This is a genomic window from Asinibacterium sp. OR53 (assembly GCF_000515315.1).
Lineage (GTDB): Bacteria > Bacteroidota > Bacteroidia > Chitinophagales > Chitinophagaceae > Sediminibacterium.
On sequence record NZ_KI911562.1, the window covers coordinates 3,535,416 to 3,557,561 of the forward strand.

Here is a 22,146-nt window from a genome sequence, read left to right on the forward strand (position 1 = left end):
CACTGTGGGCGCCGTGCTGTAGCATAGTGCACCGAATCCACCACACTGTGCGTGCCGTGCTGTAGCATAGTGCACCGCATCCACCACACTGTGCGTGCCGTGCTGTAGTATAGAGTGTCACATCCACAGTGTGGTGGGATGCTCCATTTGAACACAACAGAACAGCTAAAGCATTGATTTGCAAGTTATTGGAATGAAATAAGGAAGATTTGACATTAAATAAGAAAGCGTAGCCACTGATTCGACATCAGAATTTATTCATGTCGAATATTTAAACAAAATTCATCATCAATGAGTTTGAATAGTAACATGTAAGTATCCCTAAATCGCAAGCAGTTTAAAATCAGAGATAAACGTCTAAATTTAAGCCGAAAATGAAAAGGCTGTTTGAGTAACAGAACAAAAAGAATAAATGATCTTATAATGAATGTGAAGCTGCAAGAACTATCTGAGCAATTAGAAGGGATGCTATATACCGATACCACCATGCGTACCCTGTATGCAACAGACGCATCGGCCTACCGGGAAATGCCACTGGCGGTTGCTGTTCCCAAATCAAAAGAAGACCTGAAGAAACTGATCGCTTTTGCCAACAGGGAAAAAACTTCGCTTATCCCAAGAACGGCCGGCACTTCTTTAGCCGGACAGGTAGTGGGCAACGGTATCATTGTTGACGTGTCGAAATATTTTACCGAAATAATAGCATTGGACACCGCCCAACACTGGGTACGCGTACAACCTGGCGTAGTTCGGGATGAGCTGAACCTATTCCTGAAACCTCATGGTTTATTATTTGGTCCGGAGACCTCAACCGCCAACCGCGCTATGATCGGTGGCATGGTGGGTAATAATTCCTGCGGTTCTAATTCTGTTGTGTACAGGAGTACAAGAGAACATCTATTAGAAGTAAAGGCTTTGTTGAGCGATGGTTCAGAAGCCGTATTCAACGCCTTATCTATCGATGCTTTCCATGAAAAATGCGAATTGGATAATCTCGAAGGCGCGATCTATAAAAAAATACGCAGCCTCTTAGGCAACTACGACAACCAGGCAGAAATCAGGAAAGAATTTCCCCGAAAAACAGTGGAAAGAAGGAATACCGGTTATGCCGTTGACCTTTTAGTGGAGACCGCCCCCTTCACGGCAGGCGGAGAAGATTTCAACTTCTGCAAACTGATAGCCGGTTCGGAAGGCACACTGGCATTTATTACGGAAGTAAAATTAAATGTGGTACCGCTGCCCCCGAAGGAAACAGGATTGCTCTGTGTTCATTTTAATTCGATAGATGAATCATTGCATGCCAACCTCATTGGACTCAAATACCGGCCCAGCGCCAGTGAATTGATCGATCACTATATACTGGAATGCACCAAAGACAATATTGAACAAAGCAAAAACCGTTTTTTTGTACAGGGCGACCCCGGCGCTATCCTGGTTATTGAATTTACCAGGTCTACGCGCGAAGAGATACTGGAAATAACAAAAGCTGTAGAAGCCGAAATGCGGGCAGCAGGACTGGGCTATCATTTCCCTGTATTGTTTGGAGAGGACACGAAGAAAATATGGACACTCCGGAAAGCAGGATTGGGTCTCCTGGGTAATTTACCCGGCGATGATAAAGCCGTTCCGGTTATTGAAGACACGGCTGTTGATGTGGATGACCTGCCTGCTTATATCCGCGATTTTAATGAGATATTGAAAAAGCATGGTTTGTATTCGGTGCATTATGCACATGCCGGCTCGGGCGAAATCCATCTCCGGCCTATTATCAACCTGAAAACAACAGAAGGCAACCAACTGTTCAGGACCATTGCAGAAGAAGTGGCTACGCTGGTAAAAAAATACCAGGGTTCACTGAGTGGTGAACATGGTGATGGAAGGCTGCGCGGAGAATTCATCAAACAGATGGTGGGCGAAAAGAATTACCAGCTTTTAAGGGAAATAAAATATACCTGGGACCCGGCCAATATCTTCAACCCGAATAAAATTGTTGACACACCACCCATGAATACGATGTTGCGGTACACACCGGGACAATCTACTCCTGCATTCAACACCATCTTCCGCTTCCATCAACAGGATATTTTGCAACACGCAGAGCAATGCAATGGGTCGGGCGATTGCCGCAAATCACATCTATCGGGCGGAACAATGTGCCCTTCTTTTATGGCTACAAGGGATGAAAAAGACACAACCAGGGCAAGGGCCAATATCCTGCGTGAATTCCTTACCAGGTCGGAAAAACCAAACCGCTTTAACCACCGGGAGATCTACGATGTAATGGACCTGTGTTTGAGTTGTAAAGCCTGCAAATCTGAATGCCCTTCCAATGTAGACATGGCCAAATTAAAAGCTGAATTCCTGCAGCAGTATTATGATGCCAATGGGGTACCCTTCCGGTCGAAGTTGATCGCTAATTTTTCCGCTTCTGCAAAATTAGGATCGCTGATGCCGTCGGTGTATAATTTCATTATCGGTAACCGGATCACAGGTACCCTGATCAAAAAGATCTCGGGGTTTGCCGTTAAACGCAGCATGCCTGCATTATCGGAGAAGACCTTATTAAGCTGGTATAAACAACACCAGGCAGCATTGACAGTGAAAGGCAAAAGAAGGGTATACTTGTTTTGTGACGAATTCACCAATTACAACGATGCGCATATTGGCATCACCACGATATTGTTACTGGAAAAATTAGGCTATGAAGTGATCATCCCGCAACACGAAGAAAGCGGCCGTACCTGGCTTTCCAAAGGGCTGATCAGGAATGCACAAAAGATCATCAACAGGAATATTGCGGCTTTGAGTCCCCTCATTACCGAATCCACTCCTTTAATAGGAATTGAACCGTCGGCCATCCTTACTTTCAGGGATGAATACCCCGACCTGGCATCTGATGAACAATTAGATGCAGCAAAGAATTTAGCTAAAAACGTTTTCATGGTAGATGAATTCATCGCCGGTGAAATAGCCAATGGCCGCATCAAAAAAGAACAATTCACCGTCGAAAAGAAGCAGATCAAATTGCATGGACATTGCCAGCAAAAAGCCATCTCTTCCACAGCCCCCTCAGTAAAAATATTGTCCCTGCCCGAAAACTACCAGGTGGAGCTCATACCCTCCGGTTGCTGTGGCATGGCCGGTTCTTTCGGCTATGAGAAAGAACATTATAACCTGTCGATGCAGATAGGGGAACTGGTGTTATTGCCAACCGTACGCAAACAGCCGGCAGACACCATCATTGCCGCACCCGGCACCAGTTGCCGCCACCAGATCAAGGATGGTACCGGTCGAAAGGCACTGCATCCGGTTGAAGTGTTGTATGATGCACTGGTGAAAAACGAAACAAAACAACCTAACCAGTAATGAAAGCAGTACAGTCTTTTTTGTGGGGATGCCTATTACTTCTTATTTCTGTTGGTGGCCATGCACAATCAGACACTTCTTTTTGGTTTGCGGCGCCTGCCGTTACACCCGGGCATTCCGATACGCCCATCGTTGTAAGGTTATCCAGCTATGCACAAGCTGCGGATATCATCATTAGCCAACCTGCCAACCCTTCTTTTCAACCCTACCATATTCACCTCAACCCCTATGCCGCTACAACAGTTGACCTTACCGGTCAGTTAGAGATCATTGAAAACAAACCCGCTAATACCGTGCTGAACTACGGCATCCGAATCAGTGCTACGGCTAAGATATCTGCCTATTATGAAGTAGAGGGAAAAAGAGGAACGACGTACTATAATCCCGAGATCTTTTCTTTGAAAGGAGCGATCAGTAAGGGGCTGCAATTCATGATACCCGGACAAACTCGTTTTCCCAATGGCTCCTATACGCCGCAACCCAGGAACGGATTTGTGATTGTGGCAACAGAAGACAATACTTCAGTTGATATTTCATTAACGAATCCGGACATGGCAGGGCACTCGCCGGGCCAGGTGTTTACCATTGTTTTAAACAAGGGACAAACCTATGCGGTAGTGGCAGCGGGCATTGCAGGTAGTCTTCATCTTGCGGGAAGCAGTGTAAAAGCAACCAAACCTGTATGTGTTACTATTTATGATGACTCCATTGGCCCGCTAACAGGATGTCGCGACCTGGTGGGAGACCAGCTCATACCGGAAAACAGTAATGGAAAGGAGTTCATCATTGTACGGGGTATGTTGACAGTCGATGGTACTGTGGGCGATTATTATTATATCCTGGCTACTACAGATGGCACAACGATTACGATAAATGGCACTATTGCCGCCACCATCAATCGCGGACAAATTTACGAAGGGCTGTTAACGGACCCCTCGGCTTATATTGTTACCAGCAACCCGGTTTATTTATACCAGTTAACAGGAACCGGCTGTGAAATGGCTACTGCCAACCTGCCCAGCATCAAATGCACGGGCTCACAATTGGTCACTTTTGTACGGTCTGCCAATACACCCTTTTACCTGAACATCCTTTGCAGGAATACAGAGACAGGTAGTTTTTTGTTGAATGGCCAGGCAGGCATCATTACTGCAAACCTTTTTAATGCAGTACCCAGCACCAATGGTCAATGGATGGCTGCAAGAATATCCGTGGCCAACCTGGGCAATATCGATAACCTGATTACACCCGGTGTACCCACCGTGGTTTCCAACACATCCGGCTTATTCCACCTGGGCTTCCTGAATGGTGCTTCGGGCAGTGTGTTCGGTTATTTTTCCAATTATGGTAGTATTAATTTATCGCCGGTTGTGAACAGTGCACAATGCGTGGGCAACGATATCCAACTGTCATCCACCCTCATATCCAATACCACTTACCAGTGGAGAGGTCCCAATCATTTTACCAGCAATCAATACAACCCGGTGATCAGCAACCCCACTGCTGTGAATTCCGGAACCTATTATGTAACAGCCAGTCAGCAAGCCTGCGGCAATTTTACAGACAGCATAACGGTAACCGTACACCCTGTTCCTACGGTTACATTAAAAGGAAGCGATACGATTTGTTATGGCGCCAGTAAAATGCTAACCCTGCAACTAACGGGCAGCCCGCCCTGGAGCCTTTTGTATTCAGATGGTACCGGCACAGATACGCTTACCCATATTACGGCGTCTCTTTATACTTTCCCGGTTACTCCCGGTGTTACCACCAGGTATGTTATCAAAAGCGTTACCGATACCAATGCCTGTATCATGAACAAGGGAGGCAACCCAGCCGATACAGTTGTTACTGTTGCCGTGAGGCCGCAACCCAAAGCCGGTTTTACCGCTACACCCGATACGGTTTGCCAGGATGGTACCATTGCATTCAAAGGCCAGGGGAATGGTTCGGGAGGCCATGCAGTAAAATGGGTGTGGGATCTTGCAAATGGAACTGTTGCTGCCGAGCAGAACCCGTGGAAACGGTTCACGGATTCCGGCAGGTTTGCGATCAGGTATTATTTTTTCAATGCGCTGGGTTGTTCCAGTGATACTGTTTCGAAGGACGTGATGGTATTCCCCAACCCCCACCTGGTACTCGATCCATCGATCAGCGTACTGGAAGGCGAGACGGTCATGCTCAAACCCAGGTTCTATTATGGGCAATCGCTGCGCTTTCAATGGACGCCGGCTACTTATCTAAGCAGTGATACCGTTGCAAGTCCGCAATTGATGCCCACAGGCAATATTACCTATACGCTGAAATTGACGGGATCCGGTGGCTGTTCTGTAAGTGATACGGTTTTTATCAGGTTGCTGAAACACCTTAAAGTGCCCAATGCTTTTTCTCCCAATGGAGATGGCATCAATGATACCTGGCAGATCAGGTACCTTGATACCTATCCGGGGGTAATGGTACAGGTATTCAACCGTTACGGGCAGGTGGTTTTCAGCTCTACAGGATATGCGACTCCCTGGGATGGCACGATGAACGGAAAACCACTGCCGGTAGGCACGTATTATTATATCATCAACCCGAAAAGCGGCAGGCAGGTGATCAGCGGATCGGTAACCATCCTTAGATAGTGAATTACCTTATGGAATCTATCTTTTAATTAACGTATAATTTCATCGCTTCTTCTAATTCAATATTCATAACGTCATCGAAAGAAAATTTATAAAGCAAATCGACCAAATGCATCTACATCCGCTTTATAACGTTCATAGATTTTTATTTTATTCAGTGTGATCATGGTTATAAATCGGTTCGACAATTAAGGGGTCGATACAGCCGATAGATTTAAAAAACTATTTGAAAAAAATAATGCCAACCCATAATAATACAATTGGTAGAAACATAGAAATTAAAAAATAAGTGAGAAAAACCTTGCCGTTATAATATTTATATCTTGGCAAAAGTTTTTCATATCGCTTTTTTCGGAATATCAGTAAATAATTGGCTATGATACAAGGAAGAATAAATAATAACAAGTAAGCCAGCAAGTTATTTATCCGTGTTGGTAAAAAAGGCAAATCAATCTTATAAAAATACTTTTTAAAAACGAGCTTTTCTAAAACTGTCATAGCTAAAATAAAATTAGCTGACATTGCCAAAGTCATAAAGATCATTGTACCAAGCTGCCAGCTTTCTTTATTAGCAGACTGTTGTTTTGCTCTTCGTATGCAATCCATCCATATTTTATAGAATAGATCAAACATTTACTAACTTTAGAAGATTAACGTTTTAAGGTTAAATGTATTCATTTCCTTTTAGGAATTTAGTAATACTATCTGTTGCCTCATCGTTCATACAAGCTTGAAATTGAGTATTGCAATGTCATTACGTCACCGTTATTTTATATAAGAGGTGTCTGAGTAAATTTTCCTGAATTGATCCCCTTTCCAAAAGCGTATATCGTCCATATTATATCTTGGCTCATTATTCGAATAAGGATCTTCTGTAGCCCTACGGCCAAAACAATATTCTCGCAAGGTTTCTTTCAGTTCGAAGTAACTGCTAAAATTTACGAAATTTATCGAGCTATAATCATAGATTTTATAATACGGCAGTAGAGAATCTTTCTTAACAAATAAATAATTGCCGTCATAAACGACTTTAACAAGAGAGCCATTTTCTATGGAATTCCTTGAAGTCTTAGTAATTATCAAAGCTACAATGCCTGTTTTATCGGGGCTATAAATCAGCGAATCAATGCTGATAACCGTATTTGATTTGCTAAATGCCTTGATTGGCACAAAGGGAGATTTTCCGAGGGACAGCATATTATAAAGACGTGATAAAATTTCGTCTTTGTCTTTACTAGTTACCATTCTTGAATTAAATCCATTGTAGTATCTATACTGTAATGGCGTTTTATCGACATATCCTGTGCATGAAAAAAAACAAACCGAAGTCATTAAAAAAAATGGGACAATTTTGTATTTATTCATTGTTTTACCTGTAAGTCATCAGCAAAATATGAACCGAAAGTTATCTAAATTTATGAACAGTTTTCACGCATCAAAGTTTTCCTTTTTTCAATAGAATTAAAAAAACTAGCAAAGTGAATGACAGCACGATATAGAGAATTAGGAGTATGTTCCCTTTTTTAATTTTACTTTCATCGTATTGCATTTGTTCTAACTCTGGCTTTTTTATTAGTATAGCAACCAAAAGAAATATTGGTGCTAGGAATAGCCCCATTTTCAAGAAATTACTGGCCTTCGCCTGACTTCCGTCTGTCGGTATTAAATGCATTCCATCAAATATTACTGCGACTTGAAATAAATGAAGGCCATGACCTCTCCCCAAAAAACCGGGCATATATAAAGTAGAGAATCGGGCCAAAATTGTGTAACTTTTAAAAGCAATACGGCCATGAAAAAGACAAAATTTACCGAGCAGCAAATTGCCTTCGCGCTCAAGCAAGCCGATACTGGCACACGAGTGGATGAGGTTTGTCGTAAGATGGGCATTTCAGAAGCGACCTTTTACAACTGGAAGAAAAAGTATAGTGGTCTTGGGGTGTCTGAACTTCGGCGGCTGCGCCAGTTGGAAGAAGAGAACTACCGCTTAAAGCAGATAGTGGCAGACCTGACCCTGGATAAGCAGATGCTTCAGGACGTGTTAAAAAAAAATCCCTGAAGCTGCGACAGCTTAAAGTATGTGTTCAGCGACTGCGTGATCAATATCGTGTGTCTGTTCAACGTGCCTGCAAAGTGGTATGCATGCATCGCTCGGGTTGGTATTATAAAGCGCATAGAAGGCCTGATGGTCCATTGAGACAAAGGATTAAAGAGATTGCAGCTGTTCGTGTCCGATATGGTCTATGGCGGATTTTTATGGTTCTTAGAAGAGAAGGATGGAAGGACGGCGCTAACCGCGTGTACCGGATTTACAAGGAAGAAGGATTGAATTTAAGAAGTAAGCGCCCCAGGCGCAACAAAGCAGCCGCCCATCGGCTGGAACGAGTGGAAAACAATAGTTTAAACCAATGTTGGAGCATGGATTTCGTTTCAGATAATCTCTTTAATGGCAACCGGTTCCGATGCTTAACTGTAGTGGATAATTTTAGTCGCTTTTGTCAGGCGATACGAGTGGGAAAGTCGTTAAAAGGAACAGACGTCGTGGAAGTAATGGAAGCGCTGAAAAAACAAAATCAACTCGTTCCGGAAAGAATCCAGGTGGATAACGGAAGTGAGTTTATCAGTAAGGATCTGGATAAATGGGCATATGAAAACAAAGTCACTTTGGATTATTCCCGACCTGGAAAGCCCACTGACAATCCATTCATCGAGTCCTTTAACGGATCATTCCGCGATGAATGCTTAAATACGCACTGGTTCCTATCTCTGGAGGATGCTTATGAGAAAATAAGTGGTTGGGTAGCGGAATATAATCACTATCGACCGCACAGTTCTTTAAATGGTAAGACGCCTGCTGAAGTAGTAGATGAACAACTGATAAAACAATCAAAAGAGCGAAAGGAAAAAAACGTACCCAAGGTTCCTCTTCATGAAGGGATGTATTTTGCAGCTACAGAAAATCTGTCGGCTTCACCGGAAAATACATACCTTCATAAAGAGTTTTTTTATCCTTCAAACAGTCTGAATTCTCCAACTTAGGGATGCCCGAAATCCGGAGGGAGGTCAGCCAAACATCATAACCAAAGCACAAAGTGTGCTAAAATATGGTATATCGCTTAACGGACCTGTCGAGTAATACCGATAAAATAAATATGCCACAAATTTTACTGTCTTCATATATTAAATTTGCCATTTAAAAAGCGCATTAGTTAACCCACTTAAATCCGCAGCTACAATAAAAGATTCTACAATTGGATTTGTCTTTACAAAAAGTAATCCTGTTTTAAGCGCAGCTTTAGTAATATTTCCAGCTGTTGGATTTTCATACGCTTCTTTTGCAGCAAGAAAAGCATCGGCGAGGTTCCCTAAGATCTACGTTCATAAGAGATAAATAAACACACTCCATTGCAGAATAAAAAATATTACACTAATATAACCCCATAACCTTCTTTTCCAAATTGGGTTTTCTTCAAATTTTTTTAGAACAAGGTCAACTTTATCCTCTGAATAGTATTTCCAAACAAGTACTAGGAGGCCAATACCAATTAAAAAAAAAGAAAGTTTGAATTCAGCGTTATTATGCAGCCTTGAAAGATCAATAGATAATAAGTTTCTTACCATTACTAATATTAAAGCTAATGTTCCAAACATACACATGAACGTAAAAGAAGCTGCTTTAAGTTTTGGCGATTTTTCATACCTATCATAGCATCTATATGTAGATGCAAAAATATTATTATAAAAATTCATAATCATGGTTTCTTATTTTTTGTATCGAAATCCACACTCTCTTGTATGTATTCACTTATACTTTTACCTGTCGTTATTATCGTCATTAAATTGACTCCATACCATAAAGGCGCAAACATTTCACCAACTGTAAATCTTCAGCAAAATCTGGACAGAAAGTTATCTAAATTTAGAGACAGTTTTCATTGTTAACTGCAAATCAACTGCATGCAAGTGGTCGCAAAATGCGACCACTTCCTCTTTTCCATCCAATTGACACATGAAAAAACAGCCGGACTAAAGTCCGGCTGCTCGTATCGTGATATAAGTTGATCTTATTTTTTACTGCTGTCCGCAGGCGTTAACCCCTTCAGTGTTGAAGCAGGATTGTACATCGCCTGCATCTGCTGCAATGCCTGCAGGTAATTATCAGCAAACCTCCTTTCATCAGCCAGGTTATCTGCCATGGTACCACTGAGTGAATTATAATAACGGAGTTGCTGTTGCAGGTCTTTTTTCACCGAAGCAGATACTTTCTGCGCCAAGGCCGAATCGCCGGCGAGATAACAGGATTCCAGGAACAACAGCGAATTGCGGTTGTGCATATTGCCCCTGCTGGTCATGCCATAATCGAAATTGGCAGGGTCCATCATCTTATCGGCCAGGTTCAGCACTTTACGCGCATCTTCCTTGCGCCCTTTGTTGGCGAGATCATTGCCCAGCTCCGCATAAGCCGTACGGATGGTATTCAGGTGCCTGCGATTCTCTTCATCATAATACACGCCTTTGATCTGCGCATTGCCGAAAGCGAATTTATGCAGGGCCTTATCCAACATCCAATCTGTATTCACACGGCTGCCTATCACAGGCACCAGCCTGAAGCTGAGTCCGTCGCGGCGGAGATACTGGTCGAATCCAAGCTCTACCGATGGCTGGGTGAAATAAATTGGCCTGTTCCATTTGTTGGCAGCGATCACATTCAGTACTGCCAGGTCGTTCTTCATCAACGCATTTTTGGGTATTTCAAAACGCATTTCAGACACTACACTGTCCGTTGCGTTAACGGTTGCATTCTTCAGCACATAGTCCCTGTTTACCGCTACCGACATTTTCTTTACAGGATAGGTATTAACGCTTTCTCCACCTCCTCTGTCTTCCATCTTCGCAGGGTCATCGTTACCGACATAATTCTTCATCATATCATACAGATCATAAAAACGATCTTCGGGGATGCCGGGTTTGGGGCGATAGAGGATATAATTCCGTTTATCACCTTCTATCTGTTCAGGCGTCCATACTACATCGATAGGATTGCTCTGGTTCACTTTATAACGCAGTTGATTGATGTACCAGTCGATACCCAACAGGCTATAGTTGATCACGCGTATATCGGGTCGGATACCTTCCACTTCCTGTGCGTACCACAGCGGGTAAGTATCGTTATCGCCGAATGTAAAGAGGATGGCATTGGGTGCGCAGCTTTCGAGATAATCTTTGGCCAGGTCGCGCGCTAATTGTTTCTGGCTACGGTCGTGGTCGTCCCACTCCTGCTGTGCCATCACTACCGGTACTGCCAGCAAACAGATAAGGGTGGCCAGGATCGAAGCGGTAGCTTGTGATGCCGCTTTGCTCAGCCAGTCGCGCACTTTCAATACACCCAATCCTACCCATACTGCAAAAGCATAGAAGCTGCCCACATAAGCATAGTCACGCTCACGTGGCTGGAAGCCTGCCTGGTTCAAATAAATTACAATGGCAAAGCCGGTGAAGAAAAACATCAAGAAATTCGTCACCGCATCATCGCCACGCTTTTTGAAATGATAGAACAAGCCTATCAAGCCAAGTATCAATGGTAATGCGAACAGTTTGTTGTTCGATTTATTATTCTTGAGGCTATCGGGCATGGCGCTCTGATCGCCATAGAATATCCTGTCAACAAAAGGAATACCGGTAATCCAGTTACCATCCCTTACATTGCCGGTGAACAATCCCTGATTATCATTTTGTTTGCCCGCAAAATTCCACATGAAATAGCGGAAATACATCCAGTACGATTGGTAGCCAATGAAGAACTTCACATTGTCTACCTGGTTCGGCGGCCGCTCATAAGAACCGTCTTTCATCCTGCCGATGCCCAGGAAAGCTGCATAATAATCGGCATGGTTCTGTTCATTGCTCGCATCCCATACGCGGGGAAACACCATTTTGTCTTCGGGTGCGTAAACGTATTTTTTATCCGGACCTACTTCAATATACTTGTTCCTCGCTTTTTCATAACGCATGCCGGTATTCTTCACGTCCTTCAGATCGGCAGTGAATTTCTGTCCGTATACCAATGGAAAATCTCCATACTGGTCACGACCCAGGTAACCTACCAGGCTGATGGGATTGTCTACATTGTACATATCAATGGCCGGATCGGCATTACTGCGGATCATGGTGGTTACATACGTACTATATCCCATGAGCATGAAAGACAAACACCATAATCCAAGGCGCAGGTAAGTCCAGCCTTTTTTAGCAGCGAACCGGAATCCATACCAGAGCACCACTGCGAGGAGAATGAAAAAGAAAGCGAAACCGTAGAAGAAAGGCAATCCCATACCGTTCACGAACCAGCGGTCGAATGTGCCGGCCATTTTAACGGAATACTGGATCACCCCTACCTGCACCAGGCCGGTGATCACACATCCCAATACAAAAAAGATATAGATACCTCCATAGTATTCTTTCTTGTCTTTTTTATATCGCTCTGCCAGCAGCAGGAGTCCGATGGCCGCACCAACGCCCAGCACAACCAATCCTGCCATCGTTCCATCCATACCAATACCACGCTCTTCACTCGCTTCGCCATTGGCAGCAATCAAAGCCAGGATGAAAGCCAACACACCGCCAATCAGGGATAACCTGATGAACCAGGTGCGAATCAATTTATAGTTGAAAGAAGGTCTTCTGCGGAAATAATACACCATTACAATGGCGGGGATCGTAAGCAGGTTCAACAGGTGAACGCCGATAGACAATCCCATCATGTAACAGATAAAAACGATCCAGCGATCGGCGCCGGGCTCATCGGCATGGTTCTCCCATTTGAGGATGGCCCAAAACACAATAGCTGTAAAGAAAGACGACAAAGCATATACCTCGCCTTCCACCGCACTGTACCAGAACGAATCGGTAAAAGTGTATGCAAAAGCGCCTACCATACCGGCACCCATGATGGCCCAGGCCTGCGAGCCGGTGATCACATCACTGGTCTTCACATTCATGATGCGACGCGCAAAATGCGTGATGGTCCAGAAAAGGAACAGGATGGTAAAACCACTGGCCAGCGCGTTCATTATGTTCACCGCTTTGGCAGCCCCCATGGGGTTATTACCAAAAAGGATGATGAACAGGCGGCCCAATATCACAAACAAAGGCGCCCCGGGTGGGTGCGGTATCTGCACCTTGAAACAACTGCTCACAAATTCACCGCAATCCCAGAAGCTGCCTCCTGCTTCTGCGGTTAAAATATACACGGCGCAGGCGATGGCACAGACTACCCATCCCACCATGTTGTTAATTCTCTTAAACTGCATACTGGTTTTCTATTTTAAAAGACGGACAAACATAGCCCAATAATTGTAAATAAAATTGAAAATGTCAATGATGATCACCGGGGCAATCGCAGGGCCATTCCCTATCGAGGTCGATGCAGGTAACCACGGTCATCTCATCCCCGCAGGGGGCGAATATCACGCGCAAACGCTGGTTGTCGCTGGTATTACCTTCCACCGCATATTTATGCCGGCAGGGCTCACCTTCCAGTTCGCTTTTCCGGTAGTTGATGGTTCCGTTTTTGAGTATTTGTAAAATCTCTGCCTCATCTATATGCCGGCAACCCATTCTACAGCGAACATGCCTGGTATAGTGCATGCGGGAAGGGTTCCGGTTCAACCCTTCATCCTGGATCGTTGTACCTGTTGGCTCGCTGGGTGAAGGAGCTGTTGCCGCGGGCGGACTGGCCGGCACTACAGGCGTATGTTTATTGCAATGGCGATTCGAAAGCAGGAATCCGATCAGTATAATGGCCAATAAAAGAGGGACTGTTCTCCGGGAGTTCATATTATACAGGATTAGTGAGGCGAATTAAACACATTTTAGTCATAAAACAGGCCCTCAACCCCCATAATTCTTATATGGCTTATCTTTGCGCCCTCTATGGAAAAGAAGCGTTCGGTAGCCTTTCACACTTTGGGTTGTAAATTGAACTTTTCCGAGACCTCCACCCTTTCCCGGCTAATGGAAAGTGAAGGTTTCGAGAAAAAGGAATTTGACGACCTGGCCGACGTGTATGTGATCAATACCTGTTCCGTTACCGACAATGCCGATAAAGAGTGCCGCCAACTGGTACGCCGCATCCAGCGCAAGTCGCCCGAGAGTTTTGTGGTGATCACCGGCTGCTATGCCCAGCTCAAACCAAAAGAGATCGCTTCTATTCCGGGGGTTGACCTGGTATTGGGCGCCGCAGAAAAATTCAACATCGCCCAACACATCAATGAACTGGCCAAAGGCAACGATGCCAAAGTATGCAGTTGCGACATTGAAGAAGTGAGTGGTTTCAATGCTTCTTTTTCCCAGAACGACAGAACCCGCACTTTCCTGAAAGTACAGGATGGATGTGATTATACCTGTTCCTTTTGTACCATTCCAATGGCAAGGGGCAAGAGCCGGAGTGACAGTATTGCCAACGTGGTAAAACATGCTACCCAACTGGCAGCCGATGGCGTTAAAGAGATCGTACTTACGGGTGTGAACCTCGGCGATTTTGGCAAGGGCCCCGATGGCGGCAGGCATGAAGAAGATTTCTTCAGTCTTGTACAGAAACTCGATAAAGTGGCCGGTATTGAGCGTTACCGTATCTCATCCATCGAACCCAACCTGCTCACCAACGATATCATTGTCTTCGTGGCCAACAGCAATAAATTCATGCCGCATTTTCATATTCCCCTGCAAAGCGGCAGTAATGAAATATTGGGATTAATGCGCAGGCGCTATCGCAGGGAACTCTATGCCGAACGCGTTGGCCTTATTAAAACGTTGATGCCGCATTGTGCCATTGGAGTGGATGTAATTGTGGGATTCCCGGGAGAAACAGATAAACATTTCCAGGAAACTTTTGATTTCCTGCACGAACTGGATGTATCGTACCTGCACGTATTTACCTACTCTGAACGCGATCATACCAAAGCACTGGAAATACAGCCGGTGGTTCCCATACCCGTTCGCAATGAAAGAAATAAAACTTTGCGAAACTTATCTTATATGAAGCTGCAATATTTTACGCAGCAGCAAAGTGGACAAACACGTAAAGTATTATTTGAAGGATTTGACAAGCATGGTATGATGGAAGGCTATACCGATAACTATATCCGTGTGAGCACGCCTTATCGCGGAGAATGGGCGAATCAGATCATTGACTGGGAACTCCGGTAAAAATTTATACCACAGACAGGTATTCCGCCGGAAACTCCACCACCATCACCTGCCCCAGGCTTTGCAGCTTCACAAACACTTTTTTCTTTCCACCCCTGATCACGGTTCCTTCATTGCCCATGAATACGCCGTAGTTCACTTTGATCTTCATTTCATCCATGAACCCCTGTTCGGATAATACAGAGATGCTGGCATCTTTTTCTGCAAGGTATTTTTTGATGGTAGCTACTTCTTCATCACGGATCACGGCCGGCCGGCCCAGGTAATAAACAAAATTCAGGATACCGTCTGTAGCGAGCACTTTTGTTCTTTCGGTATCAGCTATCCGAACAAAGACATAGGATTTGAAAAGCGGGTCTTCAATCACTTTTTTACGGTCGCTCCACTGCCGTTCTACCTTCTGTAAAGGGCACCAGCTTTCGATGCCCTTTTTCAACAACAGTGCATCGATTTTTTTTTCCCAGCGTGGCTTAGTATAAAGGGCAAACCATTTTTTGCTCTGCTCTGTCATAATGCTTATTTATTTGACCACCACATGCGCCTGTTGTGCGCGGGCTACTTCCATCACTGTCTTCACGCTTTCACTGATGTACATATCGGATTTAAGCGATTTGAGCCAGTCTTGATAGCGCAGTCCTTTTGCCGTATCAGCATTGTTGTAAAACTTCGCCTTATCATCCTGCAAAGCACTTACCACCATATCAACACTTGGTTTCAACAGGGTGTTGTTCTGCGTAACCGTTGTACGTATTTGTTTTTGCAACTGGCGATATTTTTCCAGGTTGAGGCTGGCTGGTTCATCGGTTACTTTAGAAAGCCAGAGCAGGTTACTGTTCAGCAATGTGAGCGATGCATTTTGTTTGATACGGTCGTTCTCATGGTGAATCACCGATACATAAGGCAGGTCGCCTTTCCATAACTGGTAAGCGGCTTTGGGGATCTCATCCCAGGGCAATGCAGCAGGATTGTCTTTTTCCCTGATCTTCAGGTACTCGTATGTATCGGGCAGGATCACATCGGGTGTTACGCCTTTCAGTTGCGTAGATCCGCCATTGACACGGTAAAATTTCTGGAAAGTGAGTTTCATCGCACCCAATTCTGTGCGGCCACTGTAAGGGTCTATGCGATTGCCAAAAGGAATTGGCTTTTGCACGGTTCCTTTACCATAAGTAGAAGAACTTCCTATGATGATACCCCGCTTATAATCCTGTATGGCCGCAGCAAATATTTCACTGGCCGAAGCGCTGAGCTCGTTTACCATCACCGCCAGCGGTCCATCGTAAATAGCACCCTGTTGCTTGTCGCTCAATACAGATGAACGGCCATCTCTTTCACGCACCTGTACTACCGGGCCCTGGTTTACGAACAGTCCCACCATCTGCACCACTTCATAGAGATAACCGCCGCCATTGCTGCGCACATCTATGATAATGCCTTTCACATTCTCTGCTTTCAGTTTGTTTACTTCACGCGCTACATCTTCTGAGCAACGCGGGCCATTTTCTTTTTCAAAATCGGCATAGAAATCGGGCAGGTAGATATAGCCTATTTTATCTTTTCCCTCTCCGATCACTGCGCTGCGTACATAAGTTTCATCGAGCACAATCTCATCCCGTATCATAGATACCACTTTAACGGTACCATCTGTTTTTTTCAGTGTCAGCCTTACTTCCGTTCCTTTGTTTCCGCGGATTAACTTCACCGCATCTGTGGTTTCATAACCGGTAACATCTACCGGCTCTGCACTACCCTGCGCTACTTTGATGATCACATCATTCACCGCTATTTCTCCCGACTTCCACGCGGCGCCACCGGTCTGGATGCTCACGATCTTGATGCCGTAATCGTCCTGACCCAGTTGCGCGCCAATACCATAAAAACGTCCGCTCATCTGCTCATCGAAAGAACGCTTTTCAGTAGGCGGCATATAATCCGTATGCGGATCCATCAGTCCGGTAATAGCATTGATAAACGCCGAAAAACGCTGGTTCTCCGTAAATGTTGCCCGGAGCCTGTCGTAACGTTTATCCATGTACTTGAGTATCTTACTACGCGCTTCTTTTTCAAGCTCGGCATCTGATTTCACCACGAAATTTTTTTGTCCTTTGTTCTTTTCACGCAGGTCCAGCAGATCTGCATAACGCTCCAGCGTATGAAATTTCAACTGTTTGCGCAGCCTGTCTTTCCGCTCGGCTTCTGAAGCGGCATACTGCAACTTGTCTGCATCCAACACCACGGTTTCGTTGGTGTTGAAATCAAACGGTTTGGAAAGTATCTCCTTATAAAGGGATACTACCTGTTCAATGCGCTTATCATAAATCGCGCTTACCGCGGGTTCAAATTCTATGGGTGCTCCATGTATTTCATCATCGATGCGCAATTCATATTTTTTCAATGAATCGAGATCGGCTTTCAGGAACATTGTTTTATCGGGATCCAGATCTTCCAGGTATTTCTGGAACACCTGTTTAGAGAATGCATCGTTGATATCTTTGGGACTATAGTGTTGCTTTTCCAATAAATATCCAACCGTTGATAATAATTGCTGGCGCTGTGCGGCCGATACATCGGTTCCACCCAGCCACTTATTTCTGAATGCAAAAAATAAACCTCCGAATAAGGCCACAGCCAGTATCAACAACCCTTTTCTACTCTTCATAAATCGTATAAATTTTGGCATTTGCTGCAAGATAGGTACCAAAAATAGCTGAAAAAGGCCGTACCTTATATCCGTACAACCCAATTAACAAAGGTTTGCAAGCTGGCGGGTAAAAAAAAGCCCATTCCCTGGTATTGACTAAAGCGGTTTTACCTTACTTTTGCAAACCCAATAAACGGAGAGCGTAGCTCAGTTGGTTAGAGCGTCAGTTTGTGGCACTGAAGGCCGTGGGTTCGAGACCCATCGTTCTCCCGCTAAAACCTATAAGGATCGTCCTTATAGGTTTTTAAATTTTAGTAAGATGCATTACACTTTGATCCTGATCCCCTTTATTTCGGCTTTTATCGGATGGTTTACCGTATGGATGGGCGTTCGGCTGCTTTTCCGCTCCGGCAAGTCTTTGTTTTCGTTCGATGAGATCAGGCGAAAAATTACCCACCCCGATAATGTGCAGCAGATCATGCCCCTGGTAGAGGCCCATATCGACCATTTTCTGCGCGAGAAACTGTCCGCCGAAATGCCCATGATCAGCATGTTCATCGGTGAAAAGACCATCCAGCAGTTGAAGGGTATCTTCATTGCCGAGATCCAGACCCTTTTCCCCGATATGCTATCGCAGTACCTGGATAAGCTCGAGCGTGAACTGGACCTCAAAAAGATACTGGCGGTACAGCTCCGAAAGCCCTTGCGCAAAGCCCGGATAATGGCCGGGGTATTTGGCTTCGCAGTAGGGTTGGTACAGGCCGGTTTACTACTCTTTTGGCGCTGATCACCGATGTTCAGCCCTTTTATTCCAGCCTTCACCCAGAACTCACCCATTCAGGATTGCCTAATGACCGCTTATATAATGAAGCCGCGGTCAGGGATAGCGGCTGCGCAATTTTGCAGTGTATTTCACTATAAAAGATCATCATGAGAAAGGTTTTTATTCTATTATTTGTATTGATTTCAGGGCTTTCGGCCGAGGCCCAGTTCCCCGGAGGCGGTGCACGCCAGGGCGGCGGCATGGGAGGCGGCGCCAATATCGGCCACCTGTACGGTAAAGTGGTGGATAATACCACCAATAAAGGGATCGAATCCGTAACCATCCAGCTCATGGGCAATAAGTTCGATACTTCCACCCATAAAATGAAAGAAGTGGCCCTAGGTACCATGATTACCAAACCCAACGGCAATTTCAGTTTCGAAAACCTGCCGGTGATGGGGAAATTCAAACTGAAAATTGGGGCCATCGGGTATAAAGCATTAGAAAAACCAGTAAGTTTTGACATCAAAATGCCCTCCCCGGGCGGCGGTATGCAGTCCGGCGGAGGCATGCAACAGATGCTGGGTATGGTAGACAAAGACCTGGGCAATATCAAGCTTGTACAGGATGCTACCGACCTGGGAAATGTTACGGTAACGGCTACCGCCAAACAGCAGTTCGAGCTGGGTATCGACCGTAAAATATTCAACGTAGATAAGAACCTGGTGAGTTCGGGTCAAACAGCTACCGAGGTGATGAAAAGCATTCCTTCGCTGAATGTGGATATCGACGGCAACGTAACCATGCGTAATGCCACCCCTACGCTGTTCATCGAGGGTAGGCCCACTACCCTTACCCTGGACCAGATTCCGGCAGACATCATCGATAAAGTGGAGCTTATTACCAACCCTTCCGCTAAATTCGATGCATCGGGTGGTAATGCAGGTATCCTCAATATTGTGTTGAAGAAAAATAAAAAAACAGGTTATAATGGAGGTGTGCGGGCCGGCATCGACTCAAGGGGTAAGATCAATGGAGGGGGCGACATCAACCTGCGCCAGAACAAATTCAATGTTTCGCTGAATGCCAATTATAACCAACGCAAATCGATCGGTACCGGAACTACCGACCGTGATAATTTCCTTACCATACCAAGTTCGGTACACAACGAGAATGACGGTACCAACCTGGGATCGTTCCGGTTTTTACGGGGCGGGGTCGATTATTTTGCCGACAACCGCAATACCATTTCTGTTGGCGCCAATTATGTACATGGTTCATTCGACAACGACAATTTCCAGAAAGTTGACTCTACCATCAAAGGCGCTTTCTCTTCTTACAGCAATATTGCCAGCAATAGCCAGTTCTCGTTCACCAATGTGGGTACGCAATTAGGCTATAAGCACAATTTTGCCAAGAACGGTGAAAACTTTACTACCGATTTCAACTACAACTCCAGTACCAACGACAACCATTCACTCACAAGCACACAGACTTTTAATCCCGATAATTCTGTAAAAGGGCGTGCACTATTGCAGCAAACCTTGGGTGATGGTTATAATCGTTTCTATACGATACAATCTGATTACGAAAATCCCATTTCAGAAGACAGCAAACTGGAAGCAGGCGCCCGCGCGGCCATCCGCGATTTTGGCAACTCCAGCAACCAGTACATCTTCAACCCCAATACCAACCAGTACATGCTCATCCCTGCGATCAGCAACCACTACAAGTTCAACGACCAGGTGTATGCAGCGTATACTACGTATAGTTTCAAAATAAAAAAATGGAGCTATCAATTGGGATTGCGGGCAGAAAGTTCCAACTATACCGGGACCCTGCTGAATGCAAGCGGCGCCGATTCATCGCAGTTTAAAGTGAAGTACCCGCTGAGCCTGTTCCCCAGTGCCTTCATCACCTACAAATACGACGATAAGCAGGATTTCCAGATCAACTATTCACGCAGGGTAAACCGTCCTAACTTCTTCCAGTTGATGCCTTTCCCGGATTATTCTGATCCGCAGAACATCAACATTGGTAACGCGGGACTGAAACCAGAGTTCACCCATTCTTTTGAAGTGTCTTATAACAATGCTTACAAACGTGGCGCGAATTTCCTGGCTACCGTATTCTTCAAATATTCTACCGACCTCATTACCCGGTATGTATACAGGGATAAGAATGCGTTAAGTCCGACTGGTGACAGCGCGTATTTCAGCACTTTCATCAATGCCAACAACAGTTATTCTTACGGCGTGGAACTGACCAATAAGATTCCGGTGACCAAATGGTGGGATCTTACACTGGCATTCAACCTGTACGATTCCAAGATCAATGCGTCTGTTCCGGGCCAGACATTAGACAATTCGCTCGTGAGCTGGTTTGCCAAAATGAACAGCAATTTTAAATTGACCAAGACCATTTCGGTACAGTTCAGCGGCGATTACCAGGCCAAGACCGTATTGCCTCCCAGCTCTGGTGGTGGTGGACGCGGCGGCGGCGGACCTATGTTCGGTGGACCGCAGGGTACCGCGCAAGGTTATTACCTGCCCCGTTATGGTTTCGACCTGGCTATCCGCAAAGATTGGAACTGGAAGAACGGACAAAGCGGTTCACTTACACTTAGCATGAACGATATTTTCCGCACGCAGGTATTCAAGTCTTATTCTGTGAGTACACTGTTTGACCAGACTGCTGAAAGGAGAAGAGACCCGCAGGTACTGCGCCTGAACTTCAGTTACCGTTTCGGTAAATTCGATGCCACCTTGTTCAAGCGTAAAAACACCAAGGCAGACCAGGGTGGTGGAATGGATATGATGCAGCAATAATCATCAGCCGTTCCTTCCTGTTAACATAGGAACAAAAGAAAATTGGTCGAAGGCTTCTTCTATGAGGGAGCCTTCTGCCGTTTTGGTGATGCGCAGCATGCGTTGCGAGTTGCCTTCGTCTACCGGCAATACCATAATACCGCCGGGTTTCAGTTGTTCTACCAGTTTTGGGGGCACGAAGGGCGCCGCAGCTGTGATGATGATCTTATCGAAAGGCGCAAAAGTGGGCAGTCCCTCGAAACCATCACCATAGAAAAATTTCAGGTTGGGGTATTTGTTGCGGAAGTAATATTTCTTGTGCAGTTCGTATAATTTTTTTTGCCGTTCAATGGTAAATACCCAAGCGCCCATTTCTGCCAGGATGGTGGCCTGGTATGCACTGCCGGTTCCTATCTCCAGTACTTTATCTGATTTCTTTACCTGCAGGAGTTGCGTTTGGTAAGCAACTGTATAAGGTTGTGAAATGGTTTGTCCTTCTCCTATCGGAAAGGCGCGGTCTTCATAAGCTATCTTATCGAAGGCGGAATCGAGGAAAAAATGCCGCGGGATGGCATTGATGGCATCCAGTACTCTTTCATCACTGATGCCTTTTTCTTTCAACAGGTTTACCAACTGGCGCCGCAGTCCCTTGTGCTGATATGTATCTTCGTAACTTCTCATAAACGGCACGAATATACTGTTAACCAGCCAAGCGCCTGGTGCATATAGGTCGTT

13 protein-coding genes, 1 tRNA gene and 1 pseudogene are annotated in these 22,146 nt (G+C 45.1%); 7 read left to right on the top strand and 8 right to left on the bottom strand.

Annotated features, from left to right (window positions below; translation table 11 throughout):
• Nucleotides 1–423 precede the first annotated feature (423 nt).
• A complete protein-coding gene (locus SEDOR53_RS0115755; RefSeq protein WP_037361463.1) occupies nucleotides 424–3,366 on the top strand; it encodes an FAD-binding and (Fe-S)-binding domain-containing protein in 2,943 nt (980 codons plus the stop codon).
• Nucleotides 3,366–5,993, top strand: a complete 2,628-nt coding sequence (locus SEDOR53_RS0115760; RefSeq protein WP_026770575.1) for a gliding motility-associated C-terminal domain-containing protein — start codon at nucleotides 3,366–3,368, stop codon at nucleotides 5,991–5,993. The genes SEDOR53_RS0115755 and SEDOR53_RS0115760 overlap by 1 nt, the downstream gene beginning before the upstream one ends.
• Before the next feature lie 222 nt (nucleotides 5,994–6,215).
• Here the strand turns inward: SEDOR53_RS0115760 and SEDOR53_RS0115765 are convergent, their stop codons facing one another.
• Together SEDOR53_RS0115765 and SEDOR53_RS0115770 are read right to left on the bottom strand one after the other, a co-directional pair.
• Nucleotides 6,216–6,626 carry a hypothetical protein gene (locus SEDOR53_RS0115765; protein ID WP_026770576.1) on the bottom strand — a complete coding sequence of 137 codons (411 nt, stop codon included), beginning with the start codon at nucleotides 6,624–6,626 and terminating at the stop codon, nucleotides 6,216–6,218.
• Nucleotides 6,627–6,758: 132 nt separating this feature from the next.
• The gene (locus SEDOR53_RS0115770) at nucleotides 6,759–7,358 is read right to left on the bottom strand and encodes a hypothetical protein (RefSeq protein WP_026770577.1); all 600 of its coding nucleotides are present in this window, start codon (nucleotides 7,356–7,358) and stop codon (nucleotides 6,759–6,761) included.
• Nucleotides 7,359–7,785: 427 nt separating this feature from the next.
• On the opposite strand from SEDOR53_RS0115770, the pseudogene SEDOR53_RS19165 reads away from it, so the two are divergent.
• Nucleotides 7,786–8,852 (top strand): annotated as a pseudogene (locus SEDOR53_RS19165) (IS3 family transposase); the annotation flags it as partial.
• Nucleotides 8,853–9,371: 519 nt separating this feature from the next.
• On the opposite strand, the gene SEDOR53_RS0115790 reads toward SEDOR53_RS19165, so the two are convergent.
• From SEDOR53_RS0115790 to SEDOR53_RS18710, 3 genes are all read right to left on the bottom strand, one after another.
• Complete coding sequence (locus tag SEDOR53_RS0115790) at nucleotides 9,372–9,743, bottom strand: hypothetical protein (protein ID WP_157576859.1); 372 nt, start codon at nucleotides 9,741–9,743, stop codon at nucleotides 9,372–9,374.
• 314 nt (nucleotides 9,744–10,057) lie between these two features.
• Entirely contained in the window at nucleotides 10,058–13,303 is a 3,246-nt protein-coding gene (locus SEDOR53_RS19350; protein ID WP_051416699.1) for a DUF2723 domain-containing protein, read from the bottom strand.
• A 64-nt stretch (nucleotides 13,304–13,367) separates the two neighbouring features.
• A complete protein-coding gene (locus tag SEDOR53_RS18710) occupies nucleotides 13,368–13,829 on the bottom strand; it encodes a DUF4258 domain-containing protein (protein ID WP_084220455.1) in 462 nt (153 codons plus the stop codon).
• A gap of 96 nt (nucleotides 13,830–13,925) precedes the next feature.
• On the opposite strand from SEDOR53_RS18710, the gene mtaB reads away from it, so the two are divergent.
• Complete coding sequence (gene mtaB / locus SEDOR53_RS0115810; RefSeq protein WP_026770581.1) at nucleotides 13,926–15,200, top strand: tRNA (N(6)-L-threonylcarbamoyladenosine(37)-C(2))-methylthiotransferase MtaB; 1,275 nt, start codon at nucleotides 13,926–13,928, stop codon at nucleotides 15,198–15,200.
• A 4-nt stretch (nucleotides 15,201–15,204) separates the two neighbouring features.
• Here mtaB and SEDOR53_RS0115815 read toward each other — a convergent pair whose 3' ends face one another.
• Together SEDOR53_RS0115815 and SEDOR53_RS0115820 are read right to left on the bottom strand one after the other, a co-directional pair.
• Complete coding sequence (locus SEDOR53_RS0115815) at nucleotides 15,205–15,711, bottom strand: UpxY family transcription antiterminator (RefSeq protein WP_026770582.1); 507 nt, start codon at nucleotides 15,709–15,711, stop codon at nucleotides 15,205–15,207.
• A 9-nt stretch (nucleotides 15,712–15,720) separates the two neighbouring features.
• On the bottom strand, nucleotides 15,721–17,859 hold the full coding sequence (locus tag SEDOR53_RS0115820) for a carboxy terminal-processing peptidase (RefSeq protein ID WP_051416701.1): 2,139 nt from the start codon (nucleotides 17,857–17,859) through the stop codon (nucleotides 15,721–15,723).
• Between the two features lie 178 nt (nucleotides 17,860–18,037).
• On the opposite strand from SEDOR53_RS0115820, the gene SEDOR53_RS0115825 reads away from it, so the two are divergent.
• From SEDOR53_RS0115825 to SEDOR53_RS0115835, 3 genes are all read left to right on the top strand, one after another.
• Nucleotides 18,038–18,111, top strand: a tRNA-His gene (locus SEDOR53_RS0115825).
• Nucleotides 18,112–18,160: 49 nt separating this feature from the next.
• Nucleotides 18,161–18,628 (top strand): hypothetical protein, encoded by a 468-nt coding sequence (locus SEDOR53_RS18325; protein ID WP_051416702.1) that lies wholly within the window; start codon nucleotides 18,161–18,163, stop codon nucleotides 18,626–18,628.
• 143 nt (nucleotides 18,629–18,771) lie between these two features.
• Nucleotides 18,772–21,432: a TonB-dependent receptor domain-containing protein gene (locus SEDOR53_RS0115835; RefSeq protein ID WP_037361465.1), complete on the top strand. Its 2,661-nt coding sequence runs from the start codon at nucleotides 18,772–18,774 to the stop codon at nucleotides 21,430–21,432.
• Between the two features lie 3 nt (nucleotides 21,433–21,435).
• Here SEDOR53_RS0115835 and SEDOR53_RS0115840 read toward each other — a convergent pair whose 3' ends face one another.
• Nucleotides 21,436–22,092 carry a protein-L-isoaspartate(D-aspartate) O-methyltransferase gene (locus SEDOR53_RS0115840; RefSeq protein ID WP_026770585.1) on the bottom strand — a complete coding sequence of 219 codons (657 nt, stop codon included), beginning with the start codon at nucleotides 22,090–22,092 and terminating at the stop codon, nucleotides 21,436–21,438.
• Between the last annotated feature and the right edge of the window lie 54 nt (nucleotides 22,093–22,146).